Here is a 16,689-nt window from a genome sequence, read left to right as displayed (position 1 = left end):
TATGCGTCAGGCGGGAACGATGTTCTCGGCCTGGGGGCCCTTCTGGCCCTGCGTGACGTCGAAGGTGACCTTCTGGCCTTCCTGAAGCTCACGGAAGCCGGAGGTGGCGATGTTCGAGTAGTGGGCGAAGACGTCGGCGCCGCCACCGTCCTGCTCGATGAAGCCGAAACCCTTTTCCGAGTTGAACCACTTCACGGTGCCGGATGCCATGTCGATATCTCCTTACGGGGCAGTACCCGGAAGCCCGCACGGTGCGCGCCTCGCGCCGCTGTGATGATTGCCCCGCCCGGAAGGAACCGGCACTTTTCTGGGAATCACAGCCGCAATTGAGCTGAACCGTAGCACGGCACAATCCGAAAACCCGCAGACATTGCCGCGGCATACCCCGCCGCACCCGAAAGCGACTCCGGAAATTATCCGAATATATTTTTCCGGCGATACGGATACGCGGCACGGGCAGGGAGGTGCGCACGGGACCGCTCGACCCCGAAGTCGGCGGTCGGCCATTGCGATGATCATGGAAACGCCGTCGGCGAGGGCCTCCGGCCGGAGCCGGCGTACTCCGCACGGCGGGGAGCCTCACCCCCACCTCACCCCCACCGCACCCGCCCCACGCCCCCGCCGGGCCGCCCTGCGGCACCCCTGAGGAGCGGCCCGAGTGAAAGGAAAAACACATGGGCAGTCTGTCCCGACCTGTGCTAACGTGATAGCAGTTGCAGTTTTGGTTACCAGAGACCTCGAGTGCTCTCCCGACCTCCCGTCGACGAGCACTCTTTTTGTTTGCCATCGCTGCGACTCCGGATCCGCGCAGTGCGGACTCCGGGCAATGCCTCAAGGGAGATTCAATATGGCATCTGGCACCGTGAAGTGGTTCAACTCGGAAAAGGGTTTCGGCTTCATCGAGCAGGACGGTGGCGGCGCCGACGTCTTCGCCCACTACTCGAACATCGCCACCTCCGGCTTCCGTGAGCTTCAGGAAGGCCAGAAGGTCACCTTCGACGTCACGCAGGGCCAGAAGGGCCCCCAGGCCGAGAACATCGTTCCCGCCTGACGCATACGCGTACCAATGACTGGGACCCGCACTCTTTTGTGCGGGTCCCAGCTCATTTGCATTTACTCCGGCTCAATTCTTGCGAATCCTCGTACGGCCCGACGCCGACGACCGGAATTCCTCGATTCGTGCCGCATCGAGGAAGGGTTCTGAATGGACCGCACAGCTCGCAAGAAGTACAGCACCGACACCGGCTCCGCCCGCTCCCGCGGCGGTTCGTCCCGGTCGGTCAGGAACACCGGCCGCGGCGGACCCAAGGGTCGTACCGGCGCCGCCCCGGCGCGGCCCACGGAGTTCGCGCTCCCGGTCACCCGCACCGAGGGGCTGCCGCCGGTCGAGGAGTTCGCCGAGCTCGACATGCCCGCCCGGCTGCTGACCGCGCTCGGCGCCGAGGGCGTCACGGCGCCGTTCCCGATCCAGTCGGCGACGCTGCCCAACTCGCTGGCCGGCCGGGACGTCCTCGGCCGCGGCCGCACGGGCTCGGGCAAGACGCTCGCCTTCGGTCTCGCCGTACTGGCCCGGATGAACGGCCGGCGGGCCGAGGCCCGCCAGCCGCTGGCCCTGGTCCTGGTGCCCACCCGGGAACTGGCCCAGCAGGTCACCGACGCGCTCACCCCGTACGCCCGCGCGCTGCGGCTGCGCCTGGCCACGGTGGTCGGCGGCATGTCGATCGGCAGGCAGGCCTCCGCGCTGCGCGGCGGGGCCGAGGTCGTCGTCGCGACACCCGGGCGCCTCAAGGACCTCATCGACCGGGGCGACTGCGACCTGAGCCAGGTCGCGATCACCGTCCTCGACGAGGCCGACCAGATGGCCGACATGGGCTTCATGCCGCAGGTGACCGCGCTGCTCGACCAGGTCCGGCCCGACGGCCAGCGGATGCTGTTCTCGGCCACCCTGGACCGCAACGTCGACCTGCTGGTGCGCCGCTACCTGGACGACCCGGTGGTCCACTCGGTCGACCCGTCCGCGGGCGCCGTCACCACGATGGAGCACCACCTGCTGCACGTGGAGGAGACCGACAAGCACGCCACCACCACGGAGATCGCCGCCCGCGACGGACGAGTGATCATGTTCCTGGACACCAAGCACGCGGCGGACCGGCTGGCCAAGAAGCTGCTGGCGGTCGGTGTCCGCGCGGCGGCCCTGCACGGCGGCAAGTCACAGCCCCAGCGCAACCGCACCCTGGCGCAGTTCAAGGACGGCCAGGTGACGGTGCTCGTGGCCACCAACGTGGCGGCACGCGGCATCCACGTCGACAACCTCGACCTCGTCGTCAACGTCGACCCGCCCACCGACCACAAGGACTACCTGCACCGCGGTGGCCGCACCGCCCGCGCGGGCGAGTCGGGCACCGTCGTCACGCTGGTCCTGCCCAGCCAGCGCCGGGCCATGACGCGGCTGATGGCGGACGCCGGGATCACCCCGCAGACCACCAGGGTCCGTTCGGGCGAGGCCGAACTGAACCGGATCACCGGCGCCCAGGCCCCCTCGGGCGTGCCCGTCGTCCTCACGCCCCCGGTCGTCGAACGCCCCCAGGGCGGCGCCCCGGCGCGCCGGGGCGCAACCGGAACCGGGAACGGAACCGGAACCGGAAGCCGGAGCGGTCGCGGCCGTGGGCGCGGCCGTCCGGGCCAGGCCGCCCGCCGCAGCGCCTCCACCCCCGCCTCCGGCCAGGGCGGCGGCCGTTCCTCCGCCCAGGGCGGCGGCCGCTCGTCCGGGCAGGGTGACGGTCGCTCGTCCAGGCAGGGCGGCGGTCGCGCCTCCGGCCAGGGCGGCGGTCGTTCCTCCGCCCAGGGCGGCAGCCGCGCTTCCGGTCAGGGCGGCGGTCGTTCCTCCGCCCAGGGCGGCGGTCGCTGACCGGTACGGGCTGAGCCATCCGGTCCCACGGGTCGGCCGCTCCGGTACTCCCGGACCGGCCGGCCCGTCGTTTTGTCCCTGTCGATCCCGGTGCGTTGGACTAGGCTCCTCAGCCATGTCACACCCTGATGATCTGCTTGTCGGCATCGCCGCGATGGTGGAGTCGGAACACAGCAGCCGCATGTCGCTCACGGTGGTTGTCCCCGGCGCCGTCATCACGGGCCGGCTGGCCCCCGAGGCACTGTGGAAGGAACGGGTGGCCGAGGTGCTGCGGGACTCCGCGCAACTCGCGCACTTCGCCGCCGCGTTCACGTCGTCCGCCGGGACCGGCGACGACGAGCCGCCGCGGGGCGCGGTCCGGCCCACCCACCTCCACTTCCATGTCGCGCGCATCCTCCAGGGCAGCTTCGGCATCCCCGACACGGGCGGCATGTACCGGGTGGCGCTGGAGGACGTGAGCGCCTGGACGATCGGGGACATGGGCTACTCCGACCAGTAGCCGGAAAGCCCCCGAAAGAGTCCCGTAGGTCCCGGAAACTGCGCGGGAAAAGACACCGGCCCGGAAAGCGTCCCCGCTTTCCGGGCCGGTGTCCTCGGTCGTTCTCGTTTGCTCTCGGTCGTTCTGGGGTTGCCTCGTGCTCCGCGTCAGGCGGGGCGGATGTTCTCCGCCTGCGGGCCCTTCTGGCCCTGCGTGACGTCGAAGGTCACTTTCTGACCTTCCTGGAGTTCACGGAAACCCTGGCTGGCGATGTTCGAATAGTGGGCGAAGACGTCCGGACCGCCGCCGTCCTGTTCGATGAAGCCGAAACCTTTTTCCGAGTTGAACCACTTGACGGTTCCGGTAGCCATACACATTCTCCTTCAGGGCCTGCCGGAGAAATCACACCGCGCGATTTCTCCACGTCGCCGAGATGATTGCCCTGCCCGGAGATACCGGATAATTCGGAGACGCACCGCCGAACCGAATCGGCCGTGCGGCTCGAAATGCCTGGGAACCAAGACCGCAACTCTCTTCGACCGTAGCACGGAACCCGATTTCCAGCCCGTTGTGCAGATTTCTGTACGACTTTTGACGTTTGACGTTTGACACCTGCTCGTTTGACGTCCGATCGCTTGATCATTTGATGTCCGAGCGCCCATCGTCCGATCACCGGATGCTCGGCATTCAACATTTGACGGCTGAAATTTCACCGGTTCGGGTGCCCTGCCTCCGGAAGCCGCCCGGGGGCAGCCGTGAGTGGGCCATCATGACCCCGCCCGGTCCCACCCCACTCGTCGGGGACCGTCGGCAGGAAGGCGGCCCCGTGACCATGGACGGGATGTACCGCAGGTCCCTGGTCGGCCTGGTCGCCGTCACGGTGCTGGCCACGCTGAGCGTGCTGGCCCGGCCCTCGGTCGAACCCGGCCCCGAGCCCTCCCGCCCCCCGGGCGGACCGCAACCCGCCTTCGGCGCCTACCTCGGGTACGGCTCCGACGGCGTCCGCCGGGTCGGACAGCTCGGAGCCTGGCTCGGCCGGACGTCGGCACCGCGGGTCGGGCACGTGTATCTGCCGGGCGACCGGTGGAGCAACATCGAGGGCGCCCCCGGCTATCTGGAGCTGTGGGCGCGCTGGCGCAGGGCCCGCCCCGACCGGCTGTTCGTGCTCAACGTGCCGATGCTGGAGCGCACCGAAGCACATCTGTCCGACGACGTGGTCCGCACCGAACTGCGCCGCGGCGCGGCGGGCCGCTACGACGGGCACTTCCGCACGCTGGCCGAACGGCTGGTCCGCCTCGGCGTCCCGGACACGGTCGTCGTGCTCGGCTGGGAGATGAACGGCGACACCTACACCCACCGCTGCGGCCCCGACCCACGGGCCTGGCAGCAATATTGGAGAAACGTCGTCACCGCGATGCGGTCGGTGCCCGGCCAGCGTTTCCGGTTCGACTTCACGCCCAGCCGGGGCCGGGACGCCGTCCCCTGGACCGACTGCTACCCGGGGGACGACGTCGTCGACATCGTCGGCATGGACGCCTACGACCAGCCCGGGGGGCTCTCCTTCGCCCAGCAGGTGACGGAGCCGTACGGCCTGCGCGACCAGGTACGGTTCGCGCGGGCGCACGGCAAGCCCGTCTCGTACCCCGAGTGGGGGCTGTACCGCAACGGAGACAACCCCGCGTACATGCGCGGCATGCTCGACTGGTTCGCCCGGCAGCGGCCGCTCTACCAGACCATCAGCGACTACTGCCCGCACGGGGTGTGGCGCTGTCCCGGCAATCCGGAGGCGTCCGACGTCTACCGCTCGTTGCTGGGGGACGACCGCGCACCGCGGTGAGCGGGCCGGACCTCACAGGCGTACGCCGTGTCGTCGCAGCCAGGGCAGCGGGGGCACCGCCGACCCCAGGTAGGGGGTGACCCGCACCTCGAAGTGCAGGTGCGGGCCGGTGGCGTTGCCGGTGGCGCCGGAGGCTGCGAGGTACTGGCCCGCGGCGACCCGCTGGCCGGGGCGCACGTCGATCCGGGACAGGTGCGCGTACTGGGTGAAGTAGCCGTCGCGGTGCCGGACGACGACCTGGTTGCCGAAGCCGTCCCCGCAGGAGACGAGGACGACCGTGCCGGGTCCGACGGCGTGCACCGGGGTGCCCGTGGGGACGGCGAAGTCCTGACCGGTGTGGCGGTGCCGCCAGCGGCCTCCCGGGGCGGCGTACCCGGCCGACAGCCAGTAGTCGCTGGTCGGCGTCACCCAGCCGGTCGGGGCGTGGTGCGGTCGGTGGCTGCGGCGGCCCGGCGCGCAGTCGGCCGCGGGACGCCCCAGACCGGGCTGCGTCGCCGCCAGTTCCCGCCACAGCCTGCTGCGGATGCCGGCCCGGCGGCGCTCGGCCGCGTGCAGCCGGGTGACCGCCTGGCCGAGGGCGGCGCGCAACTCCCGGACGTCGGCCGCCTCGCCCGGCACGGCGGCCGGCGTGGTGGTGGGTGCGGCGGTGCGGACCGCGGTGGGGGCAGCGGTCGGTACGGCAGTGGACGGGTCGGCGGGGAACGCGGTGGGCAGGCCCGTGGGGACCGCGGCCGGGAAGCCGGCGCCGAGGTCGCCGTCCGGCAGATCGCCCGTACCACCGCCGGTGTCCGGGTCAGTACCCGTACGGGACATGGTGCCCGGGGCCGGACGGGAGACGGTGCCCGCCTCTCGGGCGGGCGTACGGACCCGTGCTTCCGCCTCCTTCGCCTCGGTGCGCAGACGGTTCACCTGGACCCGCAGCCGGTCGGTACGCGCGCGGGCCTTCTCGTAGGCCGCGGTCTGCCGGGCGGCGGAGTCGAGCAGCCGGTCGAACGCGCCGCGGGGGCGGCTCTCGTCCGGCGCCTCGGGACGGCTGTCGGCGTGGGCCGGCACTCGGCTGTCGGCGTACGTGGTGATCGGGAAGAGTGCGAACAGGAGCGCGGCCAGGGCCACGCCGGCGCGGGACAGGAGTCGTCGGGAGTGGTCTCGTCGCATTGTCCGATCGTCGGACGCCAAAGGCCCTCGTCCCACGAGGTGGCCGCGCACCCGCGCCAGGTTCCGTCGAACAGCCCATTCCGAAGGCCCCTCGGGACCCCCGGAGCCGGCCCCCCGAGTCCCGCGCCGGCGTCGCTCCCGCGTCAGACGGTCCGGCCGTGGCCCCCGGCGTGGTACACGGACAGGGCCCAGATCACGAAGATGTCCATCGCGATCACGATGATCGACCAGACCGGCTGGTAGGGCAGGAAGAGGAACTGCAGGATGATGCTCAGGGCGGCCAGCACGATGCCCGCGACCCGTGACCACGCGGCGCCCTTGAGGATGAACGCACCGACGACGACCCCGATGATGCCCAGGATCAGCAGGATCCAGCCCCAGCCGGTGAGGTTGATCTTGTAGATGTAGGCGCCGACCCGGACGTAGACGTCGTCCTTCGCGATGGCGGAGATGCCCTCGAGGACGGCCAGGATTCCGTTCAGCAACAGCAGGACACCCGCGAAGGTGACCCCGCCCGTGACCCAGCCGGAGTTCACCGGCGGCTGCGTGGCGGAGGCGCGGTGCGCGCTGTCCCACTTCGGCTGAGGCTGCTCGGTCATTGCCGTACCCCGTCTCGTCGTTTCCGTCGTTTGCCGTCCTCCTCGACCGTCCACCCGGATCAACCAAGTCACCACAGGGGTTGGGCCGTACGGGTGGCCCCGCATGCGGCCGGGCCGGTACGGCCCTTCACTGGTGCCGGAACGACCGAACGCGTACGACCGAACGCATCGAGCGATGGAGGCGACATGGCCGGTTACCGGGGACGCTGGGCTACGGGCACGGCAGGAGCGGCGGTCCTGGCGGTGGCGCTGACCGGCTGCGGCGGTGGCGGCAGCACGGCGACGAGCCCGGCCAGCAAGGCCGCCTCCGCCGTGGCGTCGGCGGGCGCCCGCGCGACGGCCGCGATCTCCTCGCTCGCCGCGCAGGCCACGGAGGCCATCTCGTCGGCGACGGCGGAGGCCGGCCGCAGGCTCGGCGAGGTCAAGAACGGCGTCGAGGCCAAGGACGACGTACAGCTCGGGACCCCGGCGACCGCTGCCGACGGTCGCACCACGGTCGGCATCACCGTGAAGAACACCGCGGACGCCACCAAGTCGTTCGCCGTCCAGGTCGTCTTCAAGGACTCCGGCGGCAAGCTGGTCGACACGGTCGTCGTCACCGTCTCCGACGTACCGGCCGGCAAGACGGGCACGGCCACCGCCCGCAGTACGCACAACCTGTCCGGCGAGGTGAAGGCGGAGGTCGGGTCCGCGCTGAGGTACTGAGGTACCGAGGTGCCCAAGCACCGGGGCGGCGGCTCCAGCGGCGGCCGCCCGCCGAAACCACCTGCCGATTTATCGACCACCTTGCCATTTCTTTACCAAACCTAGAGAATTTCACCGGCGCCGCATCCGTACTGCTCTGCGTCAGACCCGTCCCCCGCCCTGCGGACGGACGCATCCCCGACCGGGCAGGAGGCACGGTGCGCTTTTCGCGGAACGCGATGGGAACCCTCTTCGTAGGTGGTGCCCTGAGCCTGACACTCGCCGCACTGGCCTACCCCTCGATGCTGGGGCTCACCACCGTGTCGACGGCGCCCTCACGGGTCATCGCACAGACCCAGTGGGGACCGCTGACCGAGGCGGACCGGGACTTCGTGGTCAAGGTGCGCGCGGCCGGCCTGTGGGAGTACCCGGTGGGTCAGATGGGTCTGCAGAAGGGCCAGTCGAAGGGCGTCATCACGGCGAGCCAGCACCTGATCGACGGGCACGCGGCGCTGGACACCACCTGCCGCAAGATCGCCCCGATGCTGAACATCACGCTCCCCGACCTGGCGAGCCCGCAGCAGCAGGGCTTCGTCACCACGCTGAACGCGGACAGCGGCAAGCAGTTCGACACCGACTTCGCCAACATCCTGCGCATGACCCACGGCTCGATCTTCAACACGGTCGCGAAGATCCGCTCCACCACCGAGAACACCCTGGTGCGGGCGCTGGCCGACCAGGCCAACGACACCGTCCTGGACCACATCACGGTGATGGAGAAGACCGGCCTGGTCGACTTCGACCAGGTGCTCTTCCAGCAGACCACCCCGCCGAAGCTGCCCGACACGGACCTGACCCCGCCGCCGCCGTCCGGCGGCCAGCCGCAGGTGGTGCTCACCCCGCCGCCGACCGCCACGGCCACCCCGGTCGCCCTGCCGCCGCCCTCGAAGTGAGCCGGGACCCCCGCGGCCGGACAGGGCGAAGGCGCTGGGACAAGCCCTAGGCGAGCCAGACGGTCGTGTCCGGTTCGAGCTGTCCGTCGCCGCCCAGGGGAACGCTGCTCAGCAGCACCTCCCCGGGCGGCAGCGGGACCGGCGCGTCCGACAGGTTGGTCACGCACCGCCAGCTCCCGGAACGCGCGAACGCCACCACTCCGGGCGGGGCCCCCTCCGCCCAGGTCAGCTCCTCGCCCTCCAGCAGCTTGCGGCGCAGCCGCAGGGCCGTGCGGTAGAGCTCCAAGGTCGAGCCGTCCACCCCGGCCTGGGCGGCGACGGCGTACGACGCGAAGGACGCCGGCTGGGGCAGCCACGCGCCGCCCGCTCCGAAGCCGTACGAGGGCCCCGTCGTCGTCCACGGCAGCGGCACCCGGCACCCGTCGCGGCCCTTTCGGACATGGCCCGTCTGTTCCCAGACGGGGTCCTGGAGGACCTCGAAGGGCAGGTCGGCGACCTCGGGCAGACCGAGTTCCTCCCCCTGGTAGAGGTAGGCCGCGCCGGGCAGCGCCAGCATCAGCAGCGTCGCCGCCCGGCCCCGGCGCACCCCCGCCTCCGCGGCGACGGCGGGCGCGCGGCCGCCGGAGAGCAGCCAGGCGTTGTCGTCCGTGCCCGGTGGCAGCGACAGCCTGGAGGCGTGCCGTACGACGTCGTGGTTGGACAGCACCCAGGTGGCGGAGGCGCCGGCCGTGCGGGCCGTGGCGAGCGAGTCGGCGACGACCGCGCGCAGCTCGTCCGCGTCCCAACCTGCCTGGAGGTACTCGAAATTGAAGGCCTGGCCGAGTTCGTCCGGGCGGGCGTACAGCGCGCGGCGGGCGCCCGGCACCCAGGCTTCCGCGACCGCCGTGCGCGGCGGCGAGTAGGCGTCGAGGACACGACGCCAGTCGCGGTAGATCTCGTGCACCTCGTCGCGGTCGTAGTAGGGGTGGCTGCCGGGCGGTACCCGGTCGAGGGCCTCCTCTCCGGTCGCGCCGACGCCGCCGACGTCCCGCAGCGGCTCGGCGAGGTCCTTGGCGAGCGCGTGCGCGACGTCGACGCGGAAGCCGTCGACCCCCCGGTCGGACCAGAAGCGCAGGGTGGTGCGGAAGTCGGCGCGGACCTCGTCGAGGTCCCAGTTCAGGTCGGGCTGCTCGGCGGCGAAGAGGTGCAGGTACCACTGACCGTCCGCGACCCGGCGCCAGGCGCTGCCGCCGAAGACGGACTGCCAGTCGGTGGGCGGGAGTTCGCCGTGCGCGCCGCGTCCGTCCCGGAAGACGTACCGGTCGCGGGCGGCGGATCCGGGACCGTCGCGCAACGCCTCCTGGAACCAGGGGTGCCGGTGGGAGGTGTGGTTGGGCACGATGTCGACGATCACCTTCAGGCCCAGCCGGTGCGCCTCGGCGACCATGGCGTCGAAGTCGTCCAGGGTGCCCAGGCGCGGGTCGACGTCCCGGTGGTCGGCCACGTCGTAGCCGCCGTCGGCGAGTTCGGAAGGGTAGAAGGGGCTGAGCCACAGGGCGTCGACCCCGAGGGCCGCGAGGTGGTCCAGCCGCTCGGTGACGCCGCGGATGTCACCGAGCCCGTCACCGTCGGCGTCGGCGAAACTGCGGGGGTAGACCTGGTAGACGACGGCCTGGCGCCACCAGTCGGGGTTCCTGGAGGAGAGGTCGGGCAGTTCGGGCACGCGGTGTCCCTTTCGGTGCGGTCGGACAGGTCCGGGCAACACCCACAAGCCTGTCCACATTGCCCGGAAGGCGAACGTTCAGGCACTCCGGAAGGGACCATTCCCTGTATGGCGAAATGGTGATGAAGCGTGAACCGCTTCTTCATAGAGGCAGGTTGACAGTCTTCAGCGACGGCATCCACGATGTGCTGACGCTGTGGCACATGTGACCATTGAGCCCAGTGTCGCTTCAGGTGCCGACGCTCTCGGCGACCGAGCCATACCCCCCATGCACACCAGGAATGGGATACATATGTCCATAGCGAGTCCCACCACCGCGCGCCGCCTGCTGGGGACGGGTGCCGCGGCACTCGCCCTCTGCGCCGCCTCCGTCGCCGGCGCCTCCGGCGCCTGGGCCCACGAGACCCCCGGCGGCGACGGCTGGAAGTCCGGCGGCACGTACAAGCCGGGCACCGGCGCCGGCACCGAGACCGGCACCGACCGCTGCGAGTTCTCCCTCGACGGCACGGCCTTCTTCTCCTCCGTCAAGGTCGACGACCAGAACCTCAGGCCGACCGCGGACGGCCAGGTGCACATCACCGTGCGCGCCGCCGGTGGCGCGTCGACCTGCACCGCGTCGCTCGCCTCCTACCTCGCCCACGGCGCCACCTTCGCCAGCTCCGGCAAGCAGGTCTTCGTCGGCTTCGACACCGTGACCGTCAAGCCGGGCGCGACCGACACCCTCGACATCGCCGTTCCCGACGCCGGCTGCTTCGCGCAGGTCGACCTCTACCGCGGCGCGGTCAAGTTCGACGGCAAGCTCGACGCCCAGGACGGCTCCGAGCACGGCAACCTGCCCGAGGGCCCGAACGGCGCCGTCATCAAGGACAAGCTGATCGCGGCCTGGAACGGCGGCACGAAGGACTGCACCACCGGGACGTCGACCTCCACCCCGACGACCACCCCGGCGACCACCCCGGCGGGCACCGAGACGACCCCGGCGTCGTCCACGGAGACGACCCCGGCCGCGGACGAGTCCACCCCCGCCGCCGACGAGTCCACCCCGGCAGCCGACGAGTCGGCGGCCGGCGCGGACGCCTCCGAGTCGGCCACGGACACCGCCGCGGCCGCCGCCACCCCGGACGGCGGCAGCAAGGACCTCGCCGAGACCGGCGGCGGCAGCAACACCGGCGTCATCGCCGGCGGTGCCGCGGCCCTCCTGGTCGGCGGCGCGGCCATCGTCATGGCGACGAAGCGCCGCCGCACGGCCCGCTCCTGACCCACCCGGGCCCCGGCCCGGACGCCCCGGTCCCCTCGCGTCGAGGGGACCGGGGCGTCGTGCTGTACGGCGCGCTCCTCGCCGCTGCGGGCACGCTCACCCGTACGGCCCACCGCGCTGGCCGGCTCGTACCCCCGGTGATCCGGTGGAGGGACGGACTCCCGAACCATCCGCCGGAGGCACCCGATGATCCGCGCTCGCACCCTCCTCGCCTCCGCCCTGTCCGCCGCCACCCTGCTGGTCGCGTCCGGCTGTCTCAGCGCGGACGAGGGAGCACCGCACGCCCCGATCGTCCCCGCCTCGTCCGCGGCGGCCACCGCCCCGTCCGCTCACGCCCCCTCGACCACCACCGCGCTCACCGACGACCAGGCCCGTGCCGCCCTCATCACGGACACCGACCTGGGCGGCCCCTGGGTCCCGACCCAGGGCGCCGCGACCTGGCGGGACGGGCTGCTGAAGGCGAAGACCCCCGCGGGCCAGTGCCAGCGGCTGCTGGACGCCCTCTACGCCGACGAACTCCTCGGCGCCCCCGCCCGCGCGGTCACCGGCCTCGACGACTCCGACACCGGCGCGCAGCTGCGCTACCAGGTCTCCGGACAGCCGCCGAAGGCCGTGGACGGCGTGCTGGCCTGGCTGAAGACGCTGCCGCAGGTGTGCGCGCGGTTCACGGCCACGACCACCACGGGCGCCGTCCAGGACGTCTACGTCACCGACGCGCCGCTGCCCGAGGCCGGTGACGCCCGGCAGGGACTGCATGTGACGCTGACCGCGGTGACCGGGCCGAAGGGCGAGCCGCTCGACGGCGATCCCGCCACCCTCTCCCTGGACGTGGCCGTGGTGCGGGTCGGCGGGGACACGTTCGCCTTCACCAACGGCGGCATGGGCGACGTGCCGAACGACGCCACCCAGGCGGCCGTGCAGCTCGGCGTACAACGCCTGGCGGACGTCCGCAGACAGGGCCGCGCCCAGGTCTGACGGCCACGCACCCACCCGGCCGCGGGCGCGCCGTCGTTCGGAGCGGCGTCAGAGCGGCGGCTGTGCGGGCGCCGGTCCCAGGGTCGTCGTACCGGGCGCCGTGCGGTGCCCGAGGCCCGTCCGGTAGGCGTCCAGCGCCGCCTCCACCCGCCCGGTGCGGCGCAGCAGGTCGCCGAGCATCCGGCACAGGTCGGCGAGGTCGCCCGCGGCTCCCGCCCGCTCCAGCAGGCTCAGCGCGCGCACATAGTGCTCCTCGGCGGCCTCGGTGTCGCGGGCGTCCTCGGCGATGATGCCGAGCAGCCGGTGGGCGCCGGCGGCGTGCACGGCGCCGCGCTCGGGCGAGAGGTCGCCGAGGACGCCGTTCAGCAGGTCGGCCGCCTCCCCCGACCTGCCCCGCCGGTGCAGCACGTCGGCGAGTTCGACGGCGACCTGGCTGCTGTAGAGGGCGGCGCGCTTGGCGGAGAGCATGGCCAGGGCCTCGCGCAGTTCGTCCTCCGCCCGCTCCAGGTCGCCGTTCTGCGCGCAGACGTAGCCGCGCATCCAGTGGCAGTTGGCGAGCTCGGTGCGGAGCTGGAGCTGCCGGTAGAGCTCGGCGGCCTTCACCAGCGAGGCGTCGGCCTCGGCGACCCGGCCCTCGGCGAGCAGGGTGCGCGCGACCGACCGGTGCATCCGGGCGAGCAGCGCCGGATCCGCGACCTGGGGCGCGAGGGCGAGGGCGAACTCGGCGGCCTGGGCGGCGCGGGCGTGGGCGCCCATGTCCATGTAGGGGCCGATGGCGGAGGCGTACAGCAGGAGCAGCGCGTCGGGGTCGTGCAGTCCGCCGCGGTTGAGCTCGTCGAGGGTGGACTCCAGCAGGTAGACGGCGTACCGGAGTTCACCGGCGAGGTAGTGGGAGACGGCCCGTCCGCGCAGCGCCGGTGCCCGGACCGGCAGCGGATGCCCGGCCAGACACGCCTCGGCCCGCTCGAAGTACTCCCGGGCCGACACCAGGTCGCCGGTCTCGATCCCGCACTCGCCGAGCCCGAGCAGCGCGGTGGCCCGCACCTCGGTCAGCCCCTGCGGCTCGGCCTCCGCGAGCAGGGCGGAGTACCGCCGCGCCGCCTCCTCGGCCTCGCCCGTGGCCAGAGTGCGCTGGGCCTCGGTCAGCCGCAGCCGCAGATCGGTGACGAGCCGGGCGGAGCGTCCGGTGGCCAGCTCCGAGAAGTCGACGCCGAGCCGTTCGGCGAGGTGCCTGAGCGCCTCGTCGGAGGGCCGCACCCGTCCGGCCTCCAGGGTGGAGATGTAGGCGGGGGTGTAGGTCGGCTCCGCCAACTGCCGTTGCGTGAGGCCGCGTTCGCTGCGCAGGCGCTGCACTCTGCGTCCGATGACCTCGGGTTCGTCTCGCTCCCCCATGCCTGGACTCCCCCAACTACCCCTGCGCCTCTTGCCGTTAGGCCATGACACGCCCTAGGTTAAACCGCGAATTAAGCATGCTTAACACTTCACTGTCGTCGTTGCGAGGTCACCGTGCAGGGACGCACTTCCACGCGTTACGCCAGAGGCCTGGCCGCGGCCGTGCTCGCCGCGGCGACCCTCGTCATCGCGGCGAACGCGGGACCGGCCCGGGCCGTGGACCGGGGGACCGGGGTCACCCGGCCCGCGGACGGCCCGCGGGACTCCGTCCACGAGGTCGGCGCCCCTTCCGAGGACGGTTGAGTCTCACACAACTCAGACCTCTCACGCCTCTGTTACCCCCCGGTTTACTTGATTGTCAGTGACATGACCTAGCCTGCGCAGTCTGATTCCACTTTCGTTCCGGGGGGTTCGAAACATCGTGCGCAGACGCACTCTTCCGGTGGCGACGGCACTCGCCGTCGTCTTCAGCTCCGTCGCGCTCGTCGCGACCGGCGCCGGGTCGGCAGCGGCCGACTCCAGCACCTCCCTGCCCCTTCGCTCGACCGGCGACATGGTCGTCGACGGGGTGCACCACCGGGTCTTCATCAGCGACCCGACCAGCGGTCAGATCGTGGTGACCGACTACGCGGGCCAGGTCGTCAGGACGATCGGCTCGCTGCCCGGAGTCCTCGGTCTGGAACTGTCCGCCGACTCCGCCACCCTCTACGCGGCCGTCGGCGACGTCGACGCGATCGTCGCCGTCGACACGGCGACCGCGACCGAGGCGCACCGCTACTCCACCGGCACCGCCAGCCCCCAGTACCTCGCCCAGGCGGGCGGCAAGCTGTGGTTCGGCTACGGCGGCGCCGCCCAGGGCAACATCGGCTCGCTGGACCTCACCGGTACCGAGCCGGTCGTCTCGCTCGCCCAGGCCACCGGCCGTTCCTGGTACTCGGCCCCGATCCTGGACGCCTCACCCGGCGCCCCGGACACGCTCGTCGCGGGCGCCGTCAGCCAGAGCCCGGTCGAACTCGCGGTGTACGACGTGTCCTCGGGCACCGCGACGCAGACCGCGTACGCCTTCGACCCGGGCAGCACCGGCGGCGGCAACCTCGCCGACCTGGCGGTCACCCCGGACGGCAAGGACGTCGTCACGGCCAGCGGTGCCCCGTACTACCAGGCGGTCTACAAGCTCACGGACCTGTCCAAGGACGGCCGGTACGAGACGAACACGTACCCGAACGCGGTGGACATCGCCCCGAACGGCGATGTCGCGGCGGGCACCTTCTCCTGGTACGACCCGGACGTCTACGTCTTCAAGCAGGGCACCACGCTGCCGCTGCGGAAGTACGAGTTCGGCAGCAGCACCGGCAACTCGTCCTCCGACACCCTCGCCCCGCGCGGCCTGGCCTGGACGCCGGACGGCAGCAAGCTGTTCGCGGTGTCCGTCGCCTCCGTGAACGGCACGGACACCTACGCGCTGCGCGTGTACGACGACCCGACCAGGACGCCCACCGCGCTGACGGCCGACGCTCCGGCCACCGCCATCCGCGGCAGGACGCTCACCGTCAAGGGCACGCTGACCTCAAAGGACGACGCGACTCCGCTCGCGGGCGCCACGGTCGCCCTCACCCGCACCGACACCGCGTCCCCTGGCGGCCAGGTGCTCGGCACGACCGCGGTCGCCGCCGACGGCACGTACTCCTTCACCGACACCCCGTCGGCCGAGGGCACGGCGACGTACTCCGTCACCTACGCGGGCGACGACAGCCACGCCGGTGCCAACGCCTCGGCCGCGGTGGCCGTCTCCAGGAACGCCACCAAGCTGACCGCCACCGCGCCGGCCACCGCCACCCGCGGCAAGGCGCTCACCGTCAAGGGCACGCTGACCTCCGCAGCGGACGCGCCCGCGTTCCCCGCGGGCACCAAGGTCACCGTGACCCGTACCGACGAGGAGTCCCCCACCGGCAAGGCGCTCGGCACGGCCACGGTCACCAACGGGTCGTACTCCTTCACGGACGCCCCGCCGTCCGGCGGCAAGGTCACGTACTCCGTCGGCTACGCGGGCGACGCCGACCACATCGGCGCCACCGCCTCGGCCGCGGTGACGGTCTCCAAGAACGCCACCACGCTGACGGTGAACAACACCGGCAAGGTGTACGGCTACGGCGCCGACGTGACGTTCACCGCGCACCTCGGCAGCACCTACAAGAACCGCACGGTGGAGATCTGGGCCGACCCGTACGGCTCCGACAAGCCCAACGTCCTGGTCAAGAGGGGCACGGTGAACTCCAGCGGCAACTTCACCGCCACGGTCCACCTCACCCGCGACACCAAGGTCACCGCGAAGTTCACCGGCGACTCCCGGACCGCCGCGACGGTGTCGGCGGCCTCCACGGTCTACACCCAGGTGAAGGTCTCGACGGCGCTCGGCGGCGCCTACAAGACCGCGCGGGCGTGGAACGAGACGTACGCCTACTTCCACAGGACCAAGGACCCGGTCGCCACCACGACGATGACCACGTACCCGGGCCGCAAGTACCAGATGCAGATCCAGCAGTACTACGGCGGCGCCTGGCACACCACGTACTCCGGGTACTGGGCGCTCGGCTCGACCGGCAAGGACGCGCTCACCCTGGACGGCGCCCCGGCCGTGGGCGACCGCTTCCGGGTCCGCTCCGACTACATCGACACCAAGTCCGGTGACAACGTCAACGCGACTACGTACGGCGCCTGGAAGTACTTCGTCTACACCAAGTAATGCCG

Annotated in this window: 16 protein-coding genes; 10 read left to right on the top strand and 6 right to left on the bottom strand. The window is 71.7% G+C overall.

Annotated features, from left to right (window positions below; all coding sequences use genetic code 11):
- Nucleotides 1-6: 6 nt before the first annotated feature.
- The gene (locus ACWC24_RS03660; RefSeq protein ID WP_030379203.1) at nt 7-210 is read right to left on the bottom strand and encodes a cold-shock protein; all 204 of its coding nucleotides are present in this window, start codon (nt 208-210) and stop codon (nt 7-9) included.
- Between the two features lie 637 nt (nt 211-847).
- On the opposite strand from ACWC24_RS03660, the gene ACWC24_RS03655 reads away from it, so the two are divergent.
- From ACWC24_RS03655 to ACWC24_RS03645, 3 genes are all read left to right on the top strand, one after another.
- A complete protein-coding gene (locus ACWC24_RS03655; protein WP_030379203.1) occupies nt 848-1,051 on the top strand; it encodes a cold-shock protein in 204 nt (67 codons plus the stop codon).
- Nucleotides 1,052-1,204: 153 nt separating this feature from the next.
- Entirely contained in the window at nt 1,205-2,908 is a 1,704-nt protein-coding gene (locus ACWC24_RS03650) for a DEAD/DEAH box helicase (protein WP_450661187.1), read from the top strand.
- Nucleotides 2,909-3,023: 115 nt separating this feature from the next.
- Entirely contained in the window at nt 3,024-3,407 is a 384-nt protein-coding gene (locus ACWC24_RS03645) for a hypothetical protein (RefSeq protein WP_450661186.1), read from the top strand.
- A 146-nt stretch (nt 3,408-3,553) separates the two neighbouring features.
- Here ACWC24_RS03645 and ACWC24_RS03640 read toward each other — a convergent pair whose 3' ends face one another.
- Nucleotides 3,554-3,757, bottom strand: coding sequence for a cold-shock protein (locus tag ACWC24_RS03640; RefSeq protein ID WP_152891085.1), 204 nt, complete (start codon nt 3,755-3,757; stop codon nt 3,554-3,556).
- 461 nt (nt 3,758-4,218) lie between these two features.
- On the opposite strand from ACWC24_RS03640, the gene ACWC24_RS03635 reads away from it, so the two are divergent.
- A complete protein-coding gene (locus ACWC24_RS03635) occupies nt 4,219-5,223 on the top strand; it encodes a glycoside hydrolase family 26 protein (protein WP_450661417.1) in 1,005 nt (334 codons plus the stop codon).
- 12 nt (nt 5,224-5,235) lie between these two features.
- Here ACWC24_RS03635 and ACWC24_RS03630 read toward each other — a convergent pair whose 3' ends face one another.
- Together ACWC24_RS03630 and ACWC24_RS03625 are read right to left on the bottom strand one after the other, a co-directional pair.
- Nucleotides 5,236-6,378 (bottom strand): M23 family metallopeptidase, encoded by a 1,143-nt coding sequence (locus ACWC24_RS03630; RefSeq protein ID WP_450661185.1) that lies wholly within the window; start codon nt 6,376-6,378, stop codon nt 5,236-5,238.
- 143 nt (nt 6,379-6,521) lie between these two features.
- Entirely contained in the window at nt 6,522-6,977 is a 456-nt protein-coding gene (locus ACWC24_RS03625) for a DUF7144 family membrane protein (protein ID WP_450661184.1), read from the bottom strand.
- Between the two features lie 186 nt (nt 6,978-7,163).
- On the opposite strand from ACWC24_RS03625, the gene ACWC24_RS03620 reads away from it, so the two are divergent.
- Together ACWC24_RS03620 and ACWC24_RS03615 are read left to right on the top strand one after the other, a co-directional pair.
- Nucleotides 7,164-7,682, top strand: a complete 519-nt coding sequence (locus ACWC24_RS03620) for an FxLYD domain-containing protein (protein WP_450661183.1) — start codon at nt 7,164-7,166, stop codon at nt 7,680-7,682.
- Between the two features lie 218 nt (nt 7,683-7,900).
- On the top strand, nt 7,901-8,614 hold the full coding sequence (locus tag ACWC24_RS03615) for a DUF4142 domain-containing protein (RefSeq protein ID WP_450661416.1): 714 nt from the start codon (nt 7,901-7,903) through the stop codon (nt 8,612-8,614).
- A 46-nt stretch (nt 8,615-8,660) separates the two neighbouring features.
- Here ACWC24_RS03615 and ACWC24_RS03610 read toward each other — a convergent pair whose 3' ends face one another.
- Nucleotides 8,661-10,307 carry a glycoside hydrolase family 13 protein gene (locus ACWC24_RS03610; RefSeq protein WP_450661415.1) on the bottom strand — a complete coding sequence of 549 codons (1,647 nt, stop codon included), beginning with the start codon at nt 10,305-10,307 and terminating at the stop codon, nt 8,661-8,663.
- Between the two features lie 301 nt (nt 10,308-10,608).
- Here ACWC24_RS03610 and ACWC24_RS03605 point away from each other — a divergent pair, with 301 nt between their 5' ends.
- Together ACWC24_RS03605 and ACWC24_RS03600 are read left to right on the top strand one after the other, a co-directional pair.
- Nucleotides 10,609-11,574: an LAETG motif-containing sortase-dependent surface protein gene (locus tag ACWC24_RS03605; protein ID WP_450661182.1), complete on the top strand. Its 966-nt coding sequence runs from the start codon at nt 10,609-10,611 to the stop codon at nt 11,572-11,574.
- Between the two features lie 186 nt (nt 11,575-11,760).
- Nucleotides 11,761-12,549 carry a hypothetical protein gene (locus ACWC24_RS03600; protein ID WP_450661181.1) on the top strand — a complete coding sequence of 263 codons (789 nt, stop codon included), beginning with the start codon at nt 11,761-11,763 and terminating at the stop codon, nt 12,547-12,549.
- Nucleotides 12,550-12,597: 48 nt separating this feature from the next.
- Here the strand turns inward: ACWC24_RS03600 and ACWC24_RS03595 are convergent, their stop codons facing one another.
- Nucleotides 12,598-13,941, bottom strand: a complete 1,344-nt coding sequence (locus ACWC24_RS03595) for a tetratricopeptide repeat protein (protein ID WP_450661180.1) — start codon at nt 13,939-13,941, stop codon at nt 12,598-12,600.
- Nucleotides 13,942-14,055: 114 nt separating this feature from the next.
- Between ACWC24_RS03595 and ACWC24_RS03590 the strand changes: the two genes are divergently transcribed.
- Nucleotides 14,056-14,244, top strand: coding sequence for a hypothetical protein (locus ACWC24_RS03590; protein ID WP_450661179.1), 189 nt, complete (start codon nt 14,056-14,058; stop codon nt 14,242-14,244).
- Nucleotides 14,245-14,362: 118 nt separating this feature from the next.
- Nucleotides 14,363-16,684 carry an Ig-like domain repeat protein gene (locus ACWC24_RS03585; RefSeq protein WP_450661178.1) on the top strand — a complete coding sequence of 774 codons (2,322 nt, stop codon included), beginning with the start codon at nt 14,363-14,365 and terminating at the stop codon, nt 16,682-16,684.
- Nucleotides 16,685-16,689: the final 5 nt, after the last annotated feature.

This window comes from Streptomyces sp. NPDC001443, from assembly GCF_053597355.1.
Note: the sequence above shows the minus strand (reverse complement) of the source record. Positions and strands in the feature narration are given on the sequence as shown.

Coding starts and splice junctions, on each gene's coding strand:
- ACWC24_RS03625 (WP_450661184.1), bottom strand. CDS start 6,977: ATGACCGAGCAGCCTCAGCCGAAGTGGGACAGCGCGCACCGCGCCTCC.
- ACWC24_RS03615 (WP_450661416.1), top strand. CDS start 7,901: ATGGGAACCCTCTTCGTAGGTGGTGCCCTGAGCCTGACACTCGCCGCA.
- ACWC24_RS03620 (WP_450661183.1), top strand. CDS start 7,164: ATGGCCGGTTACCGGGGACGCTGGGCTACGGGCACGGCAGGAGCGGCG.
- ACWC24_RS03660 (WP_030379203.1), bottom strand. CDS start 210: ATGGCATCCGGCACCGTGAAGTGGTTCAACTCGGAAAAGGGTTTCGGC.
- ACWC24_RS03630 (WP_450661185.1), bottom strand. CDS start 6,378: ATGCGACGAGACCACTCCCGACGACTCCTGTCCCGCGCCGGCGTGGCC.
- ACWC24_RS03645 (WP_450661186.1), top strand. CDS start 3,024: ATGTCACACCCTGATGATCTGCTTGTCGGCATCGCCGCGATGGTGGAG.
- ACWC24_RS03595 (WP_450661180.1), bottom strand. CDS start 13,941: ATGGGGGAGCGAGACGAACCCGAGGTCATCGGACGCAGAGTGCAGCGC.
- ACWC24_RS03650 (WP_450661187.1), top strand. CDS start 1,205: ATGGACCGCACAGCTCGCAAGAAGTACAGCACCGACACCGGCTCCGCC.
- ACWC24_RS03640 (WP_152891085.1), bottom strand. CDS start 3,757: ATGGCTACCGGAACCGTCAAGTGGTTCAACTCGGAAAAAGGTTTCGGC.
- ACWC24_RS03600 (WP_450661181.1), top strand. CDS start 11,761: ATGATCCGCGCTCGCACCCTCCTCGCCTCCGCCCTGTCCGCCGCCACC.
- ACWC24_RS03605 (WP_450661182.1), top strand. CDS start 10,609: ATGTCCATAGCGAGTCCCACCACCGCGCGCCGCCTGCTGGGGACGGGT.
- ACWC24_RS03635 (WP_450661417.1), top strand. CDS start 4,219: ATGGACGGGATGTACCGCAGGTCCCTGGTCGGCCTGGTCGCCGTCACG.
- ACWC24_RS03655 (WP_030379203.1), top strand. CDS start 848: ATGGCATCTGGCACCGTGAAGTGGTTCAACTCGGAAAAGGGTTTCGGC.